Raw genomic sequence first — 19,178 nt, forward strand, 5'->3', positions numbered from 1 at the left:
GCAGCCCAAATTCTCTAAAAAATTAAAGAATTTGGGCTTTTTTGTGCCAAAACGGGAGATTTATTGTGCTTTTTCTAAAAGAATTGCTAATTGATTTGCTTTTTTCAAAAAAAAGACTATTATGTATTCTTGTAGTATTCACAGAGAAATATAAATATATGAGGCAATTAAAAATCACGAAACAAGTTACCAACCGAGAATCTAAATCGCTAGACAAATATCTTCAAGACATTAGCAAGATTCCAATGATTACCGCAGACGAGGAGGTAGAATTAGCACAAAGGATAAAAAAAGGTGATCAGAGAGCTTTAGAAAAACTCACAACGGCTAACTTAAGATTTGTGGTTTCCGTAGCCAAGCAATATCAAAATCAAGGTTTAAAGCTGCCCGATTTAATCAATGAAGGTAATGCAGGATTAGTGAAAGCGGCTAAACGTTTTGATGAAACACGTGGTTTCAAATTTATCTCTTATGCCGTTTGGTGGATTCGCCAGGCAATTTTACAAGCATTGGCAGAGCAGGCTCGTGTTGTTAGACTTCCCTTAAATAAAATTGGAAGTATTAACAAGATAAACAAGGCTTTCTCCTATTTAGAGCAGGTAAATGAGCGTCCGCCAAGTGCAGAAGAATTGGCTCGTGAGCTCGACATGACTGTAAGTGACGTTAAACAATCTCTTAAAAACTCAGGACGACATGTATCAATGGATGCACCATTAAAGGAAGGTGAAACATCTAATCTCTATGACGTTATTAAATCTGGAGAATCTCCGAAACCAGATAAAATTTTAATTAAAGAATCCTTGAGCATGGAAATTGAAAGAGCCTTGGATACCCTAAGCGAAAAGGAAGGAGACGTAATCAGAATGAATTTTGGCTTAAACAACCAACCACCAATGACCCTCGATGAAATTGGCAAGACTTTTGATCTCACCAGAGAGCGTGTCCGACAAATTAGAGAGAAAGGTATTAGACGCCTGAGACACACCACAAAAAGTAGAATTTTAAAGACCTATTTAGGTTAATTATTAATAAAAAAGGAAGGAATATTTAATGTTAAAAATTATTGTTAAAGACGGTGAAAGTATTGAAAGAGCCCTAAAAAGGTATAAGAGAAAACATCGCAATGTTAAAGTGATGCAGAATCTTAGGGAAAACCAACACTTCACCAAAAAATCTGTTAAACGAAGAAGAGAAATTCAAAAGGCCGCTTACATACAAGGTTTGCGGGATGACGAAAATCTATAAACATATAAAAGGCTCGCGCAAAGCGGGCCTTTTAGTTTATTTCTATTGAAACATATAGTCCTTCGGACGAGCGCACATTAAAAACTGTATTATCTTCGAAGATTAGATATTGCCCTTTTATCCCCATTAATTTGCCTTTGAATTGTTGAGACTTCTCCAGGTTTAAAGAATTTAATTTAGTGGGATATCTCAAAACAGGGAAATGGATATTTGTTTCAGAATTGTTAGAAATGAAATAACTTTTTACCTCCTCTGGAATATATTTCTCCAAATTATCGCGCCACTCAACCAAATTTTCATCTTTAATTTCATTTTTTAGCATTGTCCTCCAATTGGTTTTGTCACTTACATGATCTTTTAAGGCTACTTCGGTAATTCCAGCCAAATATCTATTAGGAACTTCAACAATTTCAATTGCTTCATGCGCACCTTGATCGATCCATCTGGTTGGTACTTGACTGCGCCTAGTGACACCAACTTTTACATTACTTGAGTTTGCCAGGTACACTATGTGAGGCTGAAGTTGAACTTTCTTTTCATACTCAAGATCTCGATCCTCCTGACCCAAATGTGCTTTACTCAATTCTGGTTTCATAATCCATTCCGCAGCCTGTGGAATCTCAAAAAAGCAACTTCTGCAATAACCTTGACGATAAATAGGTTTATCTAATCCACAATTTAGACACTGATAATGCAAAAATCTAAACTCCATTTCCTTTTCCAAAACCTGATTTAAATTGATAAAATCAGACTCAAAAATCAAATAATAATTGATCGGATCGGTAAATTCAGTTTCCATTTTCCGAAGAACACCTTCATATTTCATCCTGCAAGAATTTTGTATGTAATTTGAAAGGTTAAAAATACAACTATCAATAATAGTGTATTCGCCTTTGCAGAATTTTCAAAGGAAAAAAAATTAGTATTTTTAATTTTCAAAGAACTAGGTCCATGGCATTCCCATTTGTTAACTCAATTGCTTCGTGGTTTCTTAAGAAGAGATTTCACCAAATTGAATTGTTTTTAAAGTACCCCAATGAGGTGCAGAATGAAATTTTGATGGATTTAATTCAAATTGCCAAAGACACCGAAATCGGAAGAAAATACGATTTTCAATCAATCCATAACTATCATACTTTTAGGGAAAGGGTGCCAATTTCATCCTATGAGGAATGTCAACCATTAATTGAGCGATCTAGACGAGGCGAATCTAACATTTTTTGGCCTGAACCAATAAAATGGTTTGCCAAATCTAGCGGTACCACAAATGCAAAGAGCAAATTTATTCCAGTTAGCGAGGCATCTCTAGAGGATTGCCATTACGCCGCAAGTAAAGATTTACTCTGTATGTATTTGAATAATAATGAGGACTCTCAATTATTTACAGGAAAAAGCCTCCGCCTTGGCGGAAGTAAGGAATTGTATGAAGAAAATGGAACCGTTTTTGGCGACCTTTCTGCAATATTGATTGACAACATGCCATTTTGGGCCGAATTTAGCAGTACTCCCTGCAACCGTGTTTCCTTAATGAGTGATTGGGAAACCAAAATGAAAGCTATTGTTGAAGAGACAATACAAGAAAACGTTACCAGTTTAGCCGGTGTACCGTCTTGGATGCTGGTATTGTTAAATAGCGTCTTAGATTATACCGGGAAATCTTCATTACTAGACATCTGGCCAAATCTTGAGGTGTATTTTCATGGAGGCGTAAGTTTTGTACCCTACCGTGACCAGTATCTTAAGATTTTCCCTAAAGAAAGTTTTAGATATTATGAAATCTACAATGCATCAGAGGGATTTTTTGCCATACAAGATCAAAACAATTCCTCAGATTTATTGTTAATGTTAGATTATGGGATTTTCTATGAATTTATTGATATGGAATCCTATGGAACAAACAACCAAAAGGTGGTGACTCTAGACGGTGTGAAAGTAGGAAAAAATTATGCAGTTGTTATCACTACTAATTCTGGCTTATGGCGGTATAAAATTGGTGACACTGTTAAGTTTATGTCTGTGAAACCATATAGAATAAGGGTTTCTGGCCGAACAAAGCACCACATAAACGTATTTGGGGAAGAGCTCATAATCGAGAATACCGAAGAAGCTTTAAAACGGGTTTGTCGCATAACTAATGCCGAAATAGTGGATTATACTGTTGCACCCATATTTATGAGTACAGATAAAACTGGTACCCATGAATGGTTAATTGAGTTTAAAAAACCTCCTGAAAACCTCACCCAATTTACGGCAGAGCTAGACTTTGCATTACAAACTCTAAACTCAGACTATGAGGCAAAGCGATATAATAATATGACGCTTGAACTTCCAAAAATAAATATTGCCGAACCGAAATTATTTTACAATTGGCTAAAAAAGCAAAATAAACTTGGAGGACAACATAAAGTTCCACGCTTATCTAATTCTAGAGATTATTTGGAGGAATTACTGTACTTAAATGGACAACTACATACTGCTGATTAACGGAAAAAATTGCAGTAGCTTATTTTTAAACGACTTTAATTTATTCTTTGTCTAATATTGCCTTTGGTAATTTTATTCTTACAAAAATGCATCTATATTTACAAAGCAATCGAGAAAACACTGACCGATTCGCTCCAAAAAATACTTACATCCCGATGTAATTATTAGTTAATCAATCCAACATATTCTTAATAAAAAAACCACTCAAATTGAGTGGTTTCTTTTTTTTATCTTTTACCGTTTAAGACACAGCTTTTAATTTTTTAAGGGTTGTTTTCGAAAGCTTTTCTTCCGCATACTCTTTATCAACCTTCAATGTCTTAACATCACTACTTGGTAGCTCAAACATTGCATCTGTTAGAACCTCTTCACATAAAGACCTTAAACCTCTAGCTCCCAATTTATATTCAATAGCCTTTTCAACTATATAATTTAAAGCTCCTTCAGAAATGGTAAACTGAATGCCATCCATATCAAACAACTTCTTGTATTGCTTAATAATTGCATTTTTTGGTTCAGTTAGAATAGCCCTTAATGTATCCGCATCCAAAGGATCCATATAGGTTAAAACAGGTAAACGACCAATGATTTCTGGAATTAAACCATAATCTTTTAAATCTTTAGGAATTATATATTGCAGTAGGTTTGAAGAGTCAATTCTTTCATCATCATGCGCAGCCTTATAACCTATAGCCGCCATATTAAGTCTTTTCGAAATTATTTTCTCAATACCGTCAAAAGCACCGCCTGCAATAAATAAGATGTGTTCGGTATTCACCTCAATAAATTTCTGATCCGGATGTTTTCTTCCACCTTTCGGAGGAACATTTACCACAGTACCTTCTAGAAGTTTTAATAAAGCTTGTTGGACGCCTTCACCCGAAACATCTCTGGTTATTGAAGGATTGTCACTTTTCCTCGCAATCTTATCGATTTCATCGATGAAAACAATTCCCTTTTCCGCTTTCTCCAAATTATAGTCAGCTGCTTGTAACAAACGTGTTAAAATACTCTCGACATCTTCACCTACATATCCAGCTTCCGTTAAAACGGTTGCATCCACAATTGCAAGAGGCACATTTAGCATCTTCGCAACTGTTTTTGCAATAAGAGTTTTACCTGTACCTGTCTGCCCTACCATGACAATATTGCTCTTTTGTATTTCAATATCGTCTTCATCAGCTGGCTGTAACAATCGCTTATAGTGATTGTAAACAGCCACGGACATTATTTTTTTGGTATACTCCTGCCCAATGATATATTCGTCTAAAAACTTTTTAATCTGCTGAGGCTTTCGCAGCATTAATTCGGTAGATAGTTCAGAATTGTCACTCTGACGGGATTCCTCCAACACTATACCATGAGCCTGCTCAATGCACCTATCACAGATATGGGCATCTAGACCTGCAATGAGCAAATTGGTTTCAGATTTTTTCCTTCCGCAAAATGAACATTCTAATTCTTCCTTCGCCATAAATTTTTATTTCCTTTTCCTTTATTTGGAACCTAGAACTTCGTCTATCATTCCATATTCTTTGGCTTCTTCCGCCTTCATCCAAAAATCACGATCGCTATCCTCATACACCTTATCATAACTTTGGCCACTGTGCTTGCTTATAATATTGTAAAGCTCCTCCTTTAATTTAATAACCTCCTTAACCGCAATTTCTATATCACTCGCCTGGCCTTGTGCCCCACTCATTGGCTGATGGATCATAACACGGCAGTGGGTTAAACCACTACGCTTACCTTTTTGTCCGGCACATAGCAATACTGCTCCCATTGAGGCAGCCATACCTGTACAAATAGTAGCAACATCTGGTTTAATAAGCTGCATAGTGTCATATATTCCCAAACCTGCATAGACACTTCCTCCAGGAGAGTTTATATAAATCTGAATGTCTTTCGAAGCGTCAGTACTCTCCAAAAACAGCAACTGAGCCTGTATTATATTGGCAACTTGATCGTTTATGGCGGTACCCATAAAAATAATACGATCCATCATCAATCTGGAAAACACATCCATTGCAACCGCATTCATCTGCCGTTCTTCAATAATATTTGGAGTAAGACCAACCGGCATCATACTGGTAATAATTTTATCATAGTAAGTACTACTTACACCTTGGTCCTTAATAGCAAATTTTTCAAATTCTTTACCGAAATTCATGTAGTCTTTTTTCTAAAAATTTTAGGTCAAGTTTCACCTAAAATCCTGATTAACTTTAAGTTTTATAAATATATTTTCTCTTAAAAAAAGAGCGTAAAACCTGCAGGTTTTACGCTCTAAATATACGGATTTTATCTCTCAACACTTAGCTGTAAAACTCTTTTACAAAATCATCGTAAGTTATGGTTTTTGCCTTGAGATTAACCTCATTTTTATAAAGGTTTAACAGCTTCTGACTGGTCAATTGCTCTGACAATCTTCTAACCTCTTCCTTGTTACTCAATATTCTAGATGCAATATTCTCTAAATCTTCTGTACTAGGGTCAGTTTGACCAAATTGTGCCATCTGAACCTTAACCATGTCCATTGTATGATTTTTCAACTCCTCAAAAGTAACTTGAAGCTTATGGTCTTCTATTAACTTACCTTCAATTAATTGGTAACGAATACTTTTCTCGGTACGTTCGTATTCCTCCTGGGCTTGCTGCTCATCCATTGGCTCCTCACCAGCGGTTTGCATCCATTTTTGTAAAAATGTTGCCGGCAACTCAAATTTGGTGTTTTCAACCAAAAACTCGGTTACATCATTCAAAAGTTTTTGATCTGACTGCTGCTGAAATTGCTTTTCAGAATCGGTTTTAATTCTGTCCTTTAATTCGGTAACAGTAGTCACTGTTCCCTTGCCAAGTATTTTATCAAACAATTCTTGATCTAGATCAGCTAACTCTCTATTATTTATTTCTTTAATTGTGAAAGTTACATCAGCATCAAGGTCGTGAGCTTGGTCGTGAGTTACCTTCAAATAAGTCATTAAATCATGATTATCCTTAAATAGAGTCTTTGTATTTAAAGTTATTTCATCGCCAACTTTTGCTCCCAAAAATTTCTTTTCAACTTTTGCATCCTTCAATTTATCTAACGGAAAGGTTGCATTGTTTTGGATATTCAATTCCATATTTACGAAATCACCCGTAACTTCCGAATCTTTTTGAACCTCATCTTGGGAAACAATCTTGCCATATTGTTTCCTAATGTGCTCAACTTGATCGTCTACCATTTTTACATCTGCCACAATGTTATATTGTGTTATGGCTTTTTTAGGTTTCAAATCAATTTCAAATTCAGGCGACAAACCCAATTCGAACTCAAATGAAAAATCATCTGAATCCCAATCCAAGTTATCTTGTGGTTTTGGAAGTGGATTTCCAAGTACATCTAACTTTTCTTCTGTGAGATACTTATTAAGTGCATCTTGAAGCAATTTGTTTACCTCATCTACTAACACGGCCTTACCGTATTGCTTCTTAACTAAGGACATCGGCACATGACCTTTTCTAAATCCAGGAATATTGGCTGTTCTTCTGTAATCAGTCAATATTTTTTCAACTTTATCGCTATAATCTTCTTTAGCGATTTCTACCTTTACAACGGCATTTAATTCATCGATGTTCTCTCTGGTAATATTCATTCTGAATCCTATAAAAATTGGGATGCAAAAGTACATATTTTTTCACATCCCAACAAAGTTTTAAAGTTATTGTAACTCAGATAAATATCAATCTTCTTTTAGCCAAGAAAAAAGTATGGCCTGGCAGATTGAAAGAAGTATACTAAAAAGTACCGCAATCCAAAATCCACCCACATCAAAACCACCTATTAGACTACTTGCCAAAAGTATAATTATGGCATTTATTACCAATAAAAAGAGGCCAAATGTTAAAATTGTAACGGGCAGGGTTAGAATTACAAGTATTGGTTTTAGTAACACATTAAGCAATGCCAAAACAATGGCCACTATAACAGCGCTTAAATAACTTTCAACTTGCACCCCCGGTAGCAAATTTGCAATTAGAAGCACTAATATCCCTGTCACTAATAACCTAATTAAAAGTTTCATCTATTAGAGTTTAAATTTGTTGGTTATAATTTCCTCTGAAATTAGTTAATTTCTAAGGAATTCTGTTACTATCCGTAAAAATTCTTCTGGATTTTCAGCGTGCAACCAATGACCAGCATCATTTACGGTTTTAACCACAGCATTAGGAAAATGATGTTTTATATGGGCTAAATCTCCATCATGGATATATTCAGAGCGATCACCTCTTACAAACAAGGTTGGACCATCATATTTAGCAAATGAAGGCAACGATTCTCCCACCTCCTCAACCTTCTCAGAGAGCACTGCCAAGTTCAACCTTAACTTAAGGTTATTATCATCATCTCGATAAAGATTCTTAAGCAAGAATTGCCGAACACCACTATCCGTAACATATTTAGACAGCAATTCATCCGCTTCGCCCCTACTTTTAGGCTCATTTTTCTCTATATATCGCAAACCTTTCAAAATTTGCTCGTGGTGCACAGGGTAAAATCTCGGAGAAATATCAGCAACAATTAACTTTTCAATTAATCCGGGATACTCACTTGCAACGGTCATTGCAGTTTTACCACCCATTGAATGCCCCATAATAATGGTACCTTTAATTCCATGCGCATCACAATATTCTTTAATATCTTTACCCATTACCTCATAACTGAAGTCATCGTCGTGAAAACTGCGCCCGTGATTTCTTTGGTCTACTAAATGCACCTCGTACCCATCTTCAGCTAATTTGGCTGCAATTGTTTTCCAATTATCACCCATACCCATAAATCCATGAAGAATCAAAATCGGTTTGCCTTCACCAATAATATTTGAATATAATTTCATCACTTCAATTTTTGAAGATACATTTGAATTACGTTTTCAACCCCAAAATAAAGGCTTTCGCTAATTAAAGCATGGCCAATAGATACTTCAAGTAAATTTGGAACATTTTCCTTAAAAAAACGAATGTTATCCAAGGAAAGATCGTGGCCCGCATTTACACCCAGACCAATTGAACCGGCTAATTTTGCAGCTTCTGAATATGCAATTATTGCATTTTCATTTCCCTTCCCGTATTCAGATGCGAAATGCTCGGTATATAACTCTATTCTGTCTGTCCCTGTCTGCCTGGCCCCTTCAACCATTTCAAGAACTGGGTCAACAAAAATGGAGGTTCGTATTCCGTTTGCTTTAAATTCTGAAATAACCTCAGAAAGAAATTCTTTATGTCTTTTTGTATCCCAACCCGCGTTTGATGTAATTGCATTTTCAGCATCAGGCACCAAGGTGACTTGTGTAGGCTTAACTTCTAAAACCAAATCCATGAACTTACCTATAGGCTTACCTTCTATATTAAACTCAGTTGTAACAACCGGTTTTAAATCAAAAACATCCTGATATCGAATATGCCTTTCGTCTGGGCGAGGATGTACTGTTATCCCCTCTGCCCCGAATCTTTCGGCGTCTATGGCAAACTTTACAACATTGGGTAGATCACCCCCTCGCGAGTTTCGCAAGGTGGCTATTTTATTAATATTTACGCTTAGTTTCGTCATTTTAAAGCTTTAGACAAAAATACGAACTGTCAACACCCGATTGAAGTTATTTTTGATTAATTTGCAATGAATTTTATTCATAAAAAATGCATTTAAACCAATACATAATTAATGATTTAAAGCCTTTAAATATTAATGAGAAGGTTAGCGATTTGCAATTGTGTTTTCACGAATTAACCTACTCCCACGTACCTGTTGAGAATGACGGTCATTACATTGGCTGCATTTCTGAGACCGATGCTTATTGTTTTGACGAAGCTGAGACTATTGCAGAATGCAATTATTCTTTGGAGGGTTTTTTCGTAAGGTCAACAACCAATTGGCTTGATGTATTAGAAGCCTTCGCGCAAAATTCTTGTAATATAATGCCAGTATTAGATGAAAATAATTCTTATCTAGGGTATTATGAATTGGGAGATATTATTGGATTATTCAATGAAACCCCATTTTTTGCCGAATCTGGAGGTGTCTTAATTGTAGAAAAAGGTATTCAAGACTACTCATTTAGCGAAATAAGTCAAATAGTAGAAACCAATTCTGGCCGTATTTTAGGAGCCTTTATTTCAGAAATTGATAAGGATGTTATTCAAATCACTTTGAGAATTGGCGGTACGGGGCTCAATGAAATTATCCAAACTTTTAGGCGGTACAGCTATAATATTGTTGCGGGCCATGAGGAAGACACCTATATGGAGAATTTAAAAGACAGGTCTGATTATCTCAATAAATACCTAAATATTTAATTCTTGAAAATTGCAGTCTTTGGGCAATATAGCCACAAAAACACCCAAGAGAGTGTAGAAGCGTTAATCAAAAGTGCTACTCTCAAAGATTCTCTTTTATTTATTGAAAAAGATTTTTTTAATCTACTTACAGAAAAAAAATCAACGCTATCAGACAACCTTAATCTTAGGACATTTGAAAAATTAGATGCCAGTTACGAACTATTGGTAACTATTGGTGGTGATGGTACAATATTAAGGGCTATTACTTTTGTTGGGGATTATGGAATTCCTATAGTTGGAATTAACACTGGTAGATTAGGATTTTTAGCAACGATAAGATTTGATGAAATAGAAAGAGCTCTAGAGCACATTTTTGAGAAAAATTATAAAATATCAGAACGTACTTTATTGGCGGTTACCACCACACCCGAAAATGAGGATATCCAAAAAATAAACTATGCCCTAAATGAAGTTGCGGTGAGCAGAAAAAATACGACGTCCATGATAACAGTGGAGACCCATTTAGATGACGAATACCTAACATCTTATTGGGCCGATGGCTTAATTATCGCAACCCCAACTGGGTCAACAGGTTATTCTTTAAGTTGTGGAGGACCTGTGATTACTCCGGCAGATGATAGTTTAGTTTTAACCCCCATTGCTCCTCACAATTTAAGTGCCCGGCCATTGGTAATACCCAGTGAAACAAAAATTACTTTGAAAGTAAGTGGCAGGGAAGATCAGTATCTTATTTCTTTGGATTCAAGGATTGCCACCCTGCATAATTCTGCAACTGTAACAATTAAAAGGGCTAATTTTAGAATAAAAATGATCGAATTGCCAAATGAAACTTTCATAGATACCTTGAGAAGGAAGTTACTTTGGGGTGAAGACAGAAGAAATTAGACAATAAAACCACAGATTCTATGTTTTACTGTAAGACTATTTCAATCAAATTGTTATAGGGTCTACAATATTGTTATATTTGCAAACTTTTAAAATTTTATGAGGTATTTATTATCGCTATTGGTAAGTATTCTCTGTGTAAAAACTGTAAGCTCCCAAATCTACGAAGTAGGTGTATTTGGTGGTGGAAGTAACGTAATCGGGGACGTTGGTAGAACCAATTACATTTCGCCTAACCAAGTTGCTTATGGCGCTATTCTAAAATGGAATAGAAGTGAAAGACATGCATATAGGATTTCTTTCATTTATGCGGATATTGTTGGAGAAGATAAACTCTCCGATGATCCGCGGCGTAAGCAAAGGAATTATCGTTTTAGTGACGGAATTTTTGAAATTTCGGCTGGAATGGAATTTACTTTTTGGGAGTATAACCTGCATGAGCCAGGAAACCAACTTACACCATATCTTTACACAGGTATCAGCGTAGCCAATCACGATAATCATTATTTCGATTTTAATGGTAATTATATTGACGAAGGTGTGAGCAGTTGGGCATGGGGAATTCCAATGGTACTTGGTGTAAAAGCCAGGATATTGCCGCAGACTGTTTTAGGTTTCGAAATTGGAGCCCGCTATACCACCTCTGATGAGTTGGATGGCAGTGTACCGGAATCTAGCGACCGACAGCAATATAGGTTTGGAAATTTAGGAAACAATGATTGGTATATGTTTACTGGCTTTACAGTAACCTATACCTTTGGTCAGCGACCATGCTACTGTGATTATTAGTGAGTATTGTAGAAAAAATAGATAAGGAAAGACTGCCACAACATGTTGCAGTTATTATGGATGGTAACGGAAGATGGGCTAAAAAGAAAGGGCTAATGCGAGTTGTTGGCCATGAAAGAGGCTCAAAATCTGTTAATAACATCGTAGAGGCTTCAGCGAAACTTGGCATTCCTTATTTAACACTTTATGCATTTTCAACAGAAAACTGGAATAGGCCAGAGACTGAGGTTTCCACTTTAATGAAACTCTTGGTAAAGACGTTGAAAAAAGAAATCAAAACCCTTACAGAAAACAACATAAGACTTAACGCCATTGGCTGTTTGGCAGATCTACCTGAGAGGGTTAGGAATGAATTGTTGGAAGTAATGGAAATAACAAAAAACAATTCTCATATGGTTCTAACCCTCGCCTTAAGCTATGGATCTAGGGAGGAACTTATCAGTGCTATTAAAGCCATAAGCGATAAAGTTAAAAATAACATAATTTCAGTTAACGATATTGACGAATCGATTATAAATAAACATCTTTACACGCAAATTTTACCAGATGTCGATTTATTGATTCGTACTAGTGGAGAGCACAGAATCAGCAATTTTCTATTGTGGCAGATTGCTTATGCGGAACTATATTTCACTAAAACTTTGTGGCCAGATTTCAAAAAAAATGATTTTTACGAAGCCTTGATTAATTATCAGAAAAGAGAACGACGATTTGGAAAAACAAGCGAACAACTTAGCTAAAAAACATCTTTTGGGGAGGCATTTAATTCTACTTTTATTATTGGCATTCGTTGGTGTAACTTCTAAGCTGCAGGCACAATCAATGGATTTTGAAAATGGCCAAACTTATACCATAGAGGATATTTCCGTCACAGGAGAGACTAGTTTCAATCCTAATACAATAGTAGCTTATTCAGGCCTTAGAAAAGGCGACAAGGTTAAGATACCAGGCGAGGAGATTGCCAATGCCATTAAAAAGCTTTGGGGCTCTAATCTGTTTAGCAGTATTGATATCTATCTATTAAGAACGGATGGAGATAAAGCCTATATTGAAATCAGCCTGACTGATCTACCTGAATTAAATGAGGTAACAATAGAAGGAGCAAAAAAATCTAAGATTGAGGAAATAACAAAGGAAAACAACCTAAAGAAGGGGGTGAAAGTTACCGAAAACCTCATTACTACCACCAAAAATTACCTTACAACCAAATATCAAAAACAAGGATATTACAATACAAAGGTGTCAATAGACACTAGGGAAGTCCAGGATTCTATCGAAAAGACTAGAGTAAATATGCTGGTTTTTATAGATAAAGGAAATAAGGTTAAAGTACAAGATATCAATTTCATTGGCAACGAAAAGTTGAGCGACAAAAAGCTCCGTAAAGCCATGAAGAACACTAAACAAAAAAATCCAATACGGGTTTGGAAACGTTCTAAGTATATAGAAAAAGACTATAAAGAAGACTTGGTTAGTCTAATTGACAAGTATAAAGAAAATGGGTACAGGGATGCTAGAATTTTAAGCGATACCATTATTAATAATGGTGATGATACCATAGACTTACAAATAGCACTGGAAGAAGGCGAAAAATATACATTTGGAAAGATTGAATTTGTAGGTAACAGCGTATACTCAGATGAAGTCTTAAAACGAGTTTTAAGGCTTAAAGAAGGAGATACTTATAATGGGGTTGAATTGAAAAAGCGAATCGCAGACAATACTAAGCCGGATGCAGATGATTTAACAAACTTGTACCAAAACAGCGGGTACCTTTTTTCTTCAATAAATCCGGTTGAAGTAAGTGCAGAGGGTAATGTAATTGATTTAGAAATTAGGATATCTGAGGGTAAACCAGCATATTTCGATAAGGTTTCAATCACAGGAAATGACCGAACCAATGACCGAGTTATTTACCGTGAATTAAGAACTAAACCTGGACAACTATATCAAAAAAGCAATGTTATAAGGACTATTCGCGAGTTGGGTCAATTAGGATTTTTTGACGCTCAACAGATTAGTCCTAACATGAAAAATTTCAATGTTGCTGAAGGAACTGTAGACATTGAATATTCTGTTGTTGAAAGAGGTTCATCTCAAATCGAGTTACAAGGAGGTTACGGAGGTGGCGGATTTATAGGTACTCTTGGTCTTTCTTTTAACAATTTCGCCATTAAAGATATCTTCAACAAAGATGCTTATAAACCAGTCCCAATGGGAGATGGACAAAGTCTGGCATTGAGGTTACAAGCAAGTAGATATTTCCAAGTATATAGTTTTTCGTTTACTGAACCTTGGTTTGGTGGTAAACGTCCTGTTCAGTTCTCTGCTTCTCTTTCGCATACTAGACAGTTTTATGCCAATTATTTTGAAAGAGAGGTTGACAAAAGCAGAAACTTCAATATTACTGGTATCACATTTGGTTTGGCAAAGCGCCTAAGTGTTCCTGATGATTATTTCCAATTGTCTCAAGCAATTAGCTTCCAACGTTACGATTTGAATAATTATTTCACAAGGTTATTTACCTATGGTAACGGGTATTCAAACAACATATCATATACAGTTGGTTTATCTAGAAGTAATGTAAATATCGATCCAATTTTCCCAACAGGCGGATCTAGTTTTTCCATTTCAGCTAAATTTTCACCTCCTTATTCATTATTTAATAATGTAGATTATAAGGCACTTAAAGAAGAGCGTGAAAGTTTAGATCCAACAAACGTTTTAGACAATGAACGTATTCAGGAGATAGACCAAGAAAGATACAGATGGTTAGAATTTTACAAGGTTAAAATTAAAGGTGAATGGTATACTCAAATAGCCAAAAACCTTGTTTTAAGGCCATTAATGGAATTCGGATTCCTTGGTGCCTACAATAATGACAGAGGGGTTATACCTTTCGAACGATTTGATGTTGGAGGGGATGGTTTAGGTAACTTTTCTTTAGATGGCCGTGAAGCGGTTCAATTAAGAGGTTATCCGAACCGAGCACTTTCCGATCAGGATGGTGAACCGATATACAATAAATTTTCATTAGAATTACGATATCCAATAACTCTTGGTCAGCAAGCTAAGATTTATGGACTACTCTTTACTGAAGGTGGTTCATCTCATCAAAATTTCCGTGATTTCAATCCTTTCAAACTTTATCGTTCTGCAGGTTTTGGTGTTAGGATATTTATGCCAGCTTTTGGTTTATTGGGTATAGATTTTGGACATGGTTTCGATCCTCTACCAGGTCAAACAGAGAAAAATGGTTGGGAAACCCACTTCATTATCGGACAACAATTTTAAATTTGGCACGATATTTTCTATCCATATCGTATCGTTTTCATATGAGTGCTAAAATTTTTCAGAATATATTTCGTTATTTTGAAACTAGTTACGCTCTAGGAAGAATGGTTAATATTCATTCCTTCAAAAAAGCGTAACCAAATCAAAACCAATGCTACTCATGAAAACAAAAGTTCTTTTTTTAATGTTAATCGGTATTCTGGGATCGATTTCGGTTTCCGCTCAAAGAGGGGTTCGAATTGGTTATATAGATACTGAATATATTTTACAGAACGTTCCTGAATATCAAGAGGCAACAGCACAGTTAGATGAAAAGGTGCAGAAATGGAAGCTGGAAATTGAGCAAAAGCTTAATGAAATTGACGCTAGGAAAGAACTACTAAATAATGAAAGTGTCTTATTGACCAAGGAACTTTATGAGGAGCGGATGGAAGATATTCAGTTTGATGAAAAAGCCATTTTAGATTATCAGCAGAAACGTTTTGGGCCTAATGGTGATCTTATGATACAAAAAAGGCAACTTATGCAACCTGTGCAAGACCAAATCTTTTCTGCAGTTCAAGAAATAGCGGCTTCGAGACAATATGACTTTATTTTCGACAAATCCGCAGATGTTGTTATGTTGTATTCTGCTGACAGATTCGATATAAGTGAATTGGTAATTAGAAGTATTACGAGATCTGCGAAAAGAACACAAGCTGAAAGCAGAGCTGAACGAAGAGCGGCCGAAAATGAGGACATAGTACCTGAAATTAACCTTGAATTAGAGGCAAGGGAAGCTGCAGCCCAAGCCAAGCGAGATGAACGTCTGAAAGAGGTTGAGGCAAGGCAATTAGCCCAACAACAACGCCGGGACAGTCTCAAACAAGCTGCAGATGAAAGAAGACAGAAGATTTTAGACGAAAGGGCCAAGGCCAAGGCAGAAAGAGATAGCATTGCCAACCAAGGAAAAGAAAATGCCGCTGGCTCCTCTTCAGCAAGTGCCAATGCAGGAAAAACAAGAGAAGAGATTTTAGAAGAGCGTCGTCAAGCAAAGTTAAAAGAACGCGAGGAGCGAAAGAAAGAATTAGAAGAGAGAAGAAAGAAAATATTAGAAGAAAGAGAAAAAACTAAAAATGAACGGGAGGAACAGACAAAAAAATCTGATTCCATTCCGCAAACTGAAAACAAGGATAATTAATTATAACACGTAATACTAATTTTAAAATGAAACACTTAAAAACCCTATTATTTGCTGCTATTCTATTTGTTGGTGCAACGGCGATGATGAATGCCCAATCTAAAGTAGCGCATATTAACACAACTCAACTGGTGGAGGCTATGCCGGCGATGAAAAATGCACAGGCAGAGCTAGAGAAGTTGCAGAAGACTTATGAGGCGGAGATCAAAACTATGGCTACCGAGTTTGATAATAAGGTTAAACAATACCGCGCTGAAGCAGATAATCAAACAGAGGAAGAAAACGCTAAACGTGCCCAAGAAGTTCAAACCATGGAGCAATCTATTCGTCAATACCAGGGTCAGGCACAGCAAGATCTTCAAAAAAAGGAAGCAGAATTACTTAAGCCTATTTTTGAGCAAGCAAAAGCTGCAATCCAAAGAGTTGCTAAAGCACAAGGAATTCAGTACGTATTAGATTCTACTCAAGGGTCAGGCGTTATTGTTGCTGATGGTAAAGACCTTATGCCAGATGTAAAAAAAGAATTAGGAATTTAATCAGTTTAAATTCAAAAAATAAAGCCGCTACTATAGCGGCTTTTTTATTTTTGTTATATGAGTAAAAAACCAATTGGTTTATTCGATTCAGGCGTCGGTGGCACTTCAATATTTAGGGCAATACATTCTTTATTACCATTTGAAAACACCATTTACCTTGCGGATAGCAAGAATGCTCCATATGGCGAAAAATCCAAAGTAGATATCATAGCCTTAAGTAAAAAAAATACGGAATTACTTTTAGACTTTGGCTGTAAGCTTATTGTGGTGGCATGTAACACTGCCACTACGAATGCAATAAAAACTTTAAGGGAAAAATTTACATTGCCCTTTATTGGTATCGAACCCGCAATAAAACCTGCAGCATTAAAAACCAATTCTGGGACAATTGGAATTTTAGCTACAAAGGGAACCTTAAGCAGTGAATTATTTAATTCAACTTTCCATCAACACGCCAGCCATTTAAAGGTAATTGAACAGGTCGGAGAAGGTATTGTAGAACTTATTGAAAATGGCCAAATCTATTCAAAGGAAATGGAAGAACTGCTTAAATCTTATATGCAACCTATGATAAGTGCAAATATTGACTACCTCGTATTGGGTTGTACACATTACCCTTACATAATACCAATGTTACGAAAACTGCTGCCTGAAAATGTAACTATCATAGATTCGGGTGAAGCTGTTGCAAGACAAACCAAGAATGTATTAATTCAGCATGACTTATTAAGGACGGAAGAAAATCTAAATCCAAAAAATGAATTTTATACTAATGGGAAGGTATCTGTTTTGTCAGAAATCTTAAATGGGGATTATCCTGTAACATTTAAAAATTTCTGAATTTATTCCTTAAACCAACTAGAATAATGCACATAATTATTGGCAATGCGATCGATTTGATTTGATATCAATTCTTCACTGATATCTTTAATCTTCTTGGCAGGAACCCCGGCGTAAATACAGCCTGCCTCTACATGTGTATTTTGAACTACTACGGCTCCAGCAGCAATAATGCTATTGCTTTCCACAATACAATCATCCATTACAATACTACCCATCCCAATTAGCACATTGTCTTGAATTGTACAACCATGCACTATGGCATTATGACCAATTGAAACATTATTGCCTATAATGGTGGGAGATTTTTTGTATGTGCAGTGAATAACGGCTCCATCTTGGATATTTACCTTATTACCCATTTTTATAAAGTGAACATCTCCTCTTACCACCGCATTAAACCATACCGAACATTCATCGCCCAAAGTTACGTCACCCACAATTGTTGCATTTTCCGCTATGAAGCAGTTATCAGGTATAAGGGGAGATTTACCGTTTACTTCTTTAATGATGGGCATATGAAATTATCTCCAAAATCAATTAATTGCTGGACATTCGCAATCGTAATGTTTCTTTCTACAATTAAAATTATATCCAATGGTAAGTTGGTGGAAGCCACCGTTATTAAATACAACTGAGTTTGCTTGATACGAATAAGTATATGCAAACATAAATTGCTTATAATCGACTCCTAAAAATGGCGTGAAATATTGTAGTTTTTGCTCACTAACTCCAGACCCATCTAAATATTGGGCTCCATCCAAACTCCTTCTATAAGAAAGACCTCCCCACAATCGACCAAATTCCATGTCTTTGTAAGCTTTTCCATTTAAATCAAACAACGTTTCGGCAGTGGCATCCCTATGCATTATCATAATGGAAGGCTCAAAACTCCAAGTACTGCCAAGTTTATGGTAAACATAACCCGCAGAAGCCAAAAATGTTCGAAGATTTTGAAAACTAAACCCTTGTTCATTTAAATTAATTCCATCATTATTTAATAGGTTCTTAACCGTTAAATGAGCATAAAAATCTAGAAAAAAATAAGAAGCCCCTACATCAACATTAAAATTAATAGCAGATAAATCTGAACCATCTGGTATAATTGGATCGAATATTTGAAAATCTGATGAATCTAGACGGTACTGGATAAAACCAGCACTAAGACCAAAAGATAACATATTTAGGTCTATTTCATTCCTAGAAAACATTAAATGATGGGCATAGGTAAGGTACCCTCCTAATTGGGAATGATACCCATTCTTATCATTAAATAAAATACCGCCTACTGCAGAAGGAGATTCTCCTATTCTACTATGTATACTCAATGTATTCAAGCTTGGGGCATCATCCTGATCGAACCATTGTTTCCTCCCCGTTAATCGAATCTTGGCACAATTAGAAACCCCGGCCATAGAGGGGTGAATTAAATAATAATTATCTGTTAGATAATCTGAATAAATAGGAAGGCCTTCTTGGGCAGGTGCACTAGCAGTTATTATCAAAAGAAACACAACGGTTAGCGCTTTATATAATTTCATGAATGTCGTTCTATCGTAAAAATGTAGGTCTATTAATTAGAAACT

Annotated in this window: 20 protein-coding genes; 11 read left to right on the plus strand and 9 right to left on the minus strand. The window is 35.9% G+C overall.

Annotation, left to right across the window (positions count from 1 at the left end):
- The first annotated feature begins 158 nt into the window (after positions 1-158).
- Together ISU00_RS03150 and rpsU are read left to right on the plus strand one after the other, a co-directional pair.
- Positions 159-1,022, plus strand: a complete 864-nt coding sequence (locus tag ISU00_RS03150; RefSeq protein WP_228852588.1) for a sigma-70 family RNA polymerase sigma factor — start codon at positions 159-161, stop codon at positions 1,020-1,022.
- 28 nt (positions 1,023-1,050) lie between these two features.
- Entirely contained in the window at positions 1,051-1,245 is a 195-nt protein-coding gene (gene rpsU / locus ISU00_RS03155; RefSeq protein ID WP_228852589.1) for a 30S ribosomal protein S21, read from the plus strand.
- Positions 1,246-1,276: 31 nt separating this feature from the next.
- Here the strand turns inward: rpsU and ISU00_RS03160 are convergent, their stop codons facing one another.
- Complete coding sequence (locus ISU00_RS03160; protein WP_228852590.1) at positions 1,277-2,071, minus strand: DUF2797 domain-containing protein; 795 nt, start codon at positions 2,069-2,071, stop codon at positions 1,277-1,279.
- Positions 2,072-2,196: 125 nt separating this feature from the next.
- On the opposite strand from ISU00_RS03160, the gene ISU00_RS03165 reads away from it, so the two are divergent.
- On the plus strand, positions 2,197-3,729 hold the full coding sequence (locus tag ISU00_RS03165) for a GH3 auxin-responsive promoter family protein (RefSeq protein WP_228852591.1): 1,533 nt from the start codon (positions 2,197-2,199) through the stop codon (positions 3,727-3,729).
- 241 nt (positions 3,730-3,970) lie between these two features.
- Here ISU00_RS03165 and clpX read toward each other — a convergent pair whose 3' ends face one another.
- From clpX to ISU00_RS03195, 6 genes are all read right to left on the minus strand, one after another.
- Positions 3,971-5,203 carry an ATP-dependent Clp protease ATP-binding subunit ClpX gene (clpX, locus tag ISU00_RS03170; RefSeq protein WP_228852592.1) on the minus strand — a complete coding sequence of 411 codons (1,233 nt, stop codon included), beginning with the start codon at positions 5,201-5,203 and terminating at the stop codon, positions 3,971-3,973.
- Between the two features lie 21 nt (positions 5,204-5,224).
- Entirely contained in the window at positions 5,225-5,899 is a 675-nt protein-coding gene (locus ISU00_RS03175) for a ClpP family protease (protein ID WP_228852593.1), read from the minus strand.
- A gap of 145 nt (positions 5,900-6,044) precedes the next feature.
- Positions 6,045-7,367: a trigger factor gene (gene tig, locus ISU00_RS03180; protein WP_228852594.1), complete on the minus strand. Its 1,323-nt coding sequence runs from the start codon at positions 7,365-7,367 to the stop codon at positions 6,045-6,047.
- Positions 7,368-7,454: 87 nt separating this feature from the next.
- Positions 7,455-7,796 (minus strand): phage holin family protein, encoded by a 342-nt coding sequence (locus ISU00_RS03185; RefSeq protein ID WP_228852595.1) that lies wholly within the window; start codon positions 7,794-7,796, stop codon positions 7,455-7,457.
- Between the two features lie 45 nt (positions 7,797-7,841).
- Complete coding sequence (locus ISU00_RS03190) at positions 7,842-8,609, minus strand: alpha/beta fold hydrolase (RefSeq protein WP_228852596.1); 768 nt, start codon at positions 8,607-8,609, stop codon at positions 7,842-7,844.
- Entirely contained in the window at positions 8,609-9,322 is a 714-nt protein-coding gene (locus tag ISU00_RS03195) for a pyridoxine 5'-phosphate synthase (RefSeq protein WP_228852597.1), read from the minus strand. Before ISU00_RS03195 ends, ISU00_RS03190 begins: the two co-directional genes overlap by 1 nt.
- An 86-nt stretch (positions 9,323-9,408) precedes the next feature.
- Between ISU00_RS03195 and ISU00_RS03200 the strand changes: the two genes are divergently transcribed.
- The 8 genes from ISU00_RS03200 (at position 9,409) to murI (ending at position 17,592) form a co-directional block, all read left to right on the plus strand.
- A complete protein-coding gene (locus tag ISU00_RS03200; RefSeq protein WP_228852598.1) occupies positions 9,409-10,065 on the plus strand; it encodes a CBS domain-containing protein in 657 nt (218 codons plus the stop codon).
- Between the two features lie 3 nt (positions 10,066-10,068).
- Positions 10,069-10,953, plus strand: coding sequence for an NAD kinase (locus tag ISU00_RS03205; RefSeq protein WP_228852599.1), 885 nt, complete (start codon positions 10,069-10,071; stop codon positions 10,951-10,953).
- Between the two features lie 99 nt (positions 10,954-11,052).
- Positions 11,053-11,742, plus strand: a complete 690-nt coding sequence (gene porG / locus ISU00_RS03210) for a type IX secretion system protein PorG (RefSeq protein WP_228852600.1) — start codon at positions 11,053-11,055, stop codon at positions 11,740-11,742.
- Positions 11,742-12,482 carry an isoprenyl transferase gene (locus tag ISU00_RS03215; RefSeq protein ID WP_228852601.1) on the plus strand — a complete coding sequence of 247 codons (741 nt, stop codon included), beginning with the start codon at positions 11,742-11,744 and terminating at the stop codon, positions 12,480-12,482. The genes porG and ISU00_RS03215 overlap by 1 nt, the downstream gene beginning before the upstream one ends.
- Before the next feature lie 82 nt (positions 12,483-12,564).
- Complete coding sequence (gene bamA / locus ISU00_RS03220) at positions 12,565-15,036, plus strand: outer membrane protein assembly factor BamA (protein ID WP_394368532.1); 2,472 nt, start codon at positions 12,565-12,567, stop codon at positions 15,034-15,036.
- Positions 15,037-15,196: 160 nt separating this feature from the next.
- On the plus strand, positions 15,197-16,216 hold the full coding sequence (locus tag ISU00_RS03225; RefSeq protein WP_228852603.1) for an OmpH family outer membrane protein: 1,020 nt from the start codon (positions 15,197-15,199) through the stop codon (positions 16,214-16,216).
- 26 nt (positions 16,217-16,242) lie between these two features.
- Positions 16,243-16,752, plus strand: coding sequence for an OmpH family outer membrane protein (locus tag ISU00_RS03230; RefSeq protein ID WP_228852604.1), 510 nt, complete (start codon positions 16,243-16,245; stop codon positions 16,750-16,752).
- A 57-nt stretch (positions 16,753-16,809) separates the two neighbouring features.
- Positions 16,810-17,592 (plus strand): glutamate racemase, encoded by a 783-nt coding sequence (gene murI, locus ISU00_RS03235; protein WP_228852605.1) that lies wholly within the window; start codon positions 16,810-16,812, stop codon positions 17,590-17,592.
- 2 nt (positions 17,593-17,594) lie between these two features.
- On the opposite strand, the gene ISU00_RS03240 is transcribed toward murI, so the two are convergent.
- Together ISU00_RS03240 and ISU00_RS03245 are read right to left on the minus strand one after the other, a co-directional pair.
- Positions 17,595-18,110, minus strand: a complete 516-nt coding sequence (locus ISU00_RS03240) for a gamma carbonic anhydrase family protein (protein WP_228852606.1) — start codon at positions 18,108-18,110, stop codon at positions 17,595-17,597.
- A gap of 18 nt (positions 18,111-18,128) precedes the next feature.
- On the minus strand, positions 18,129-19,133 hold the full coding sequence (locus ISU00_RS03245) for a PorP/SprF family type IX secretion system membrane protein (RefSeq protein WP_228852607.1): 1,005 nt from the start codon (positions 19,131-19,133) through the stop codon (positions 18,129-18,131).
- Positions 19,134-19,178 lie beyond the last annotated feature (45 nt).

The sequence above is a fragment of the Aegicerativicinus sediminis genome (genome assembly GCF_015476115.1).
Classification (GTDB): domain Bacteria; phylum Bacteroidota; class Bacteroidia; order Flavobacteriales; family Flavobacteriaceae; genus Aegicerativicinus; species Aegicerativicinus sediminis.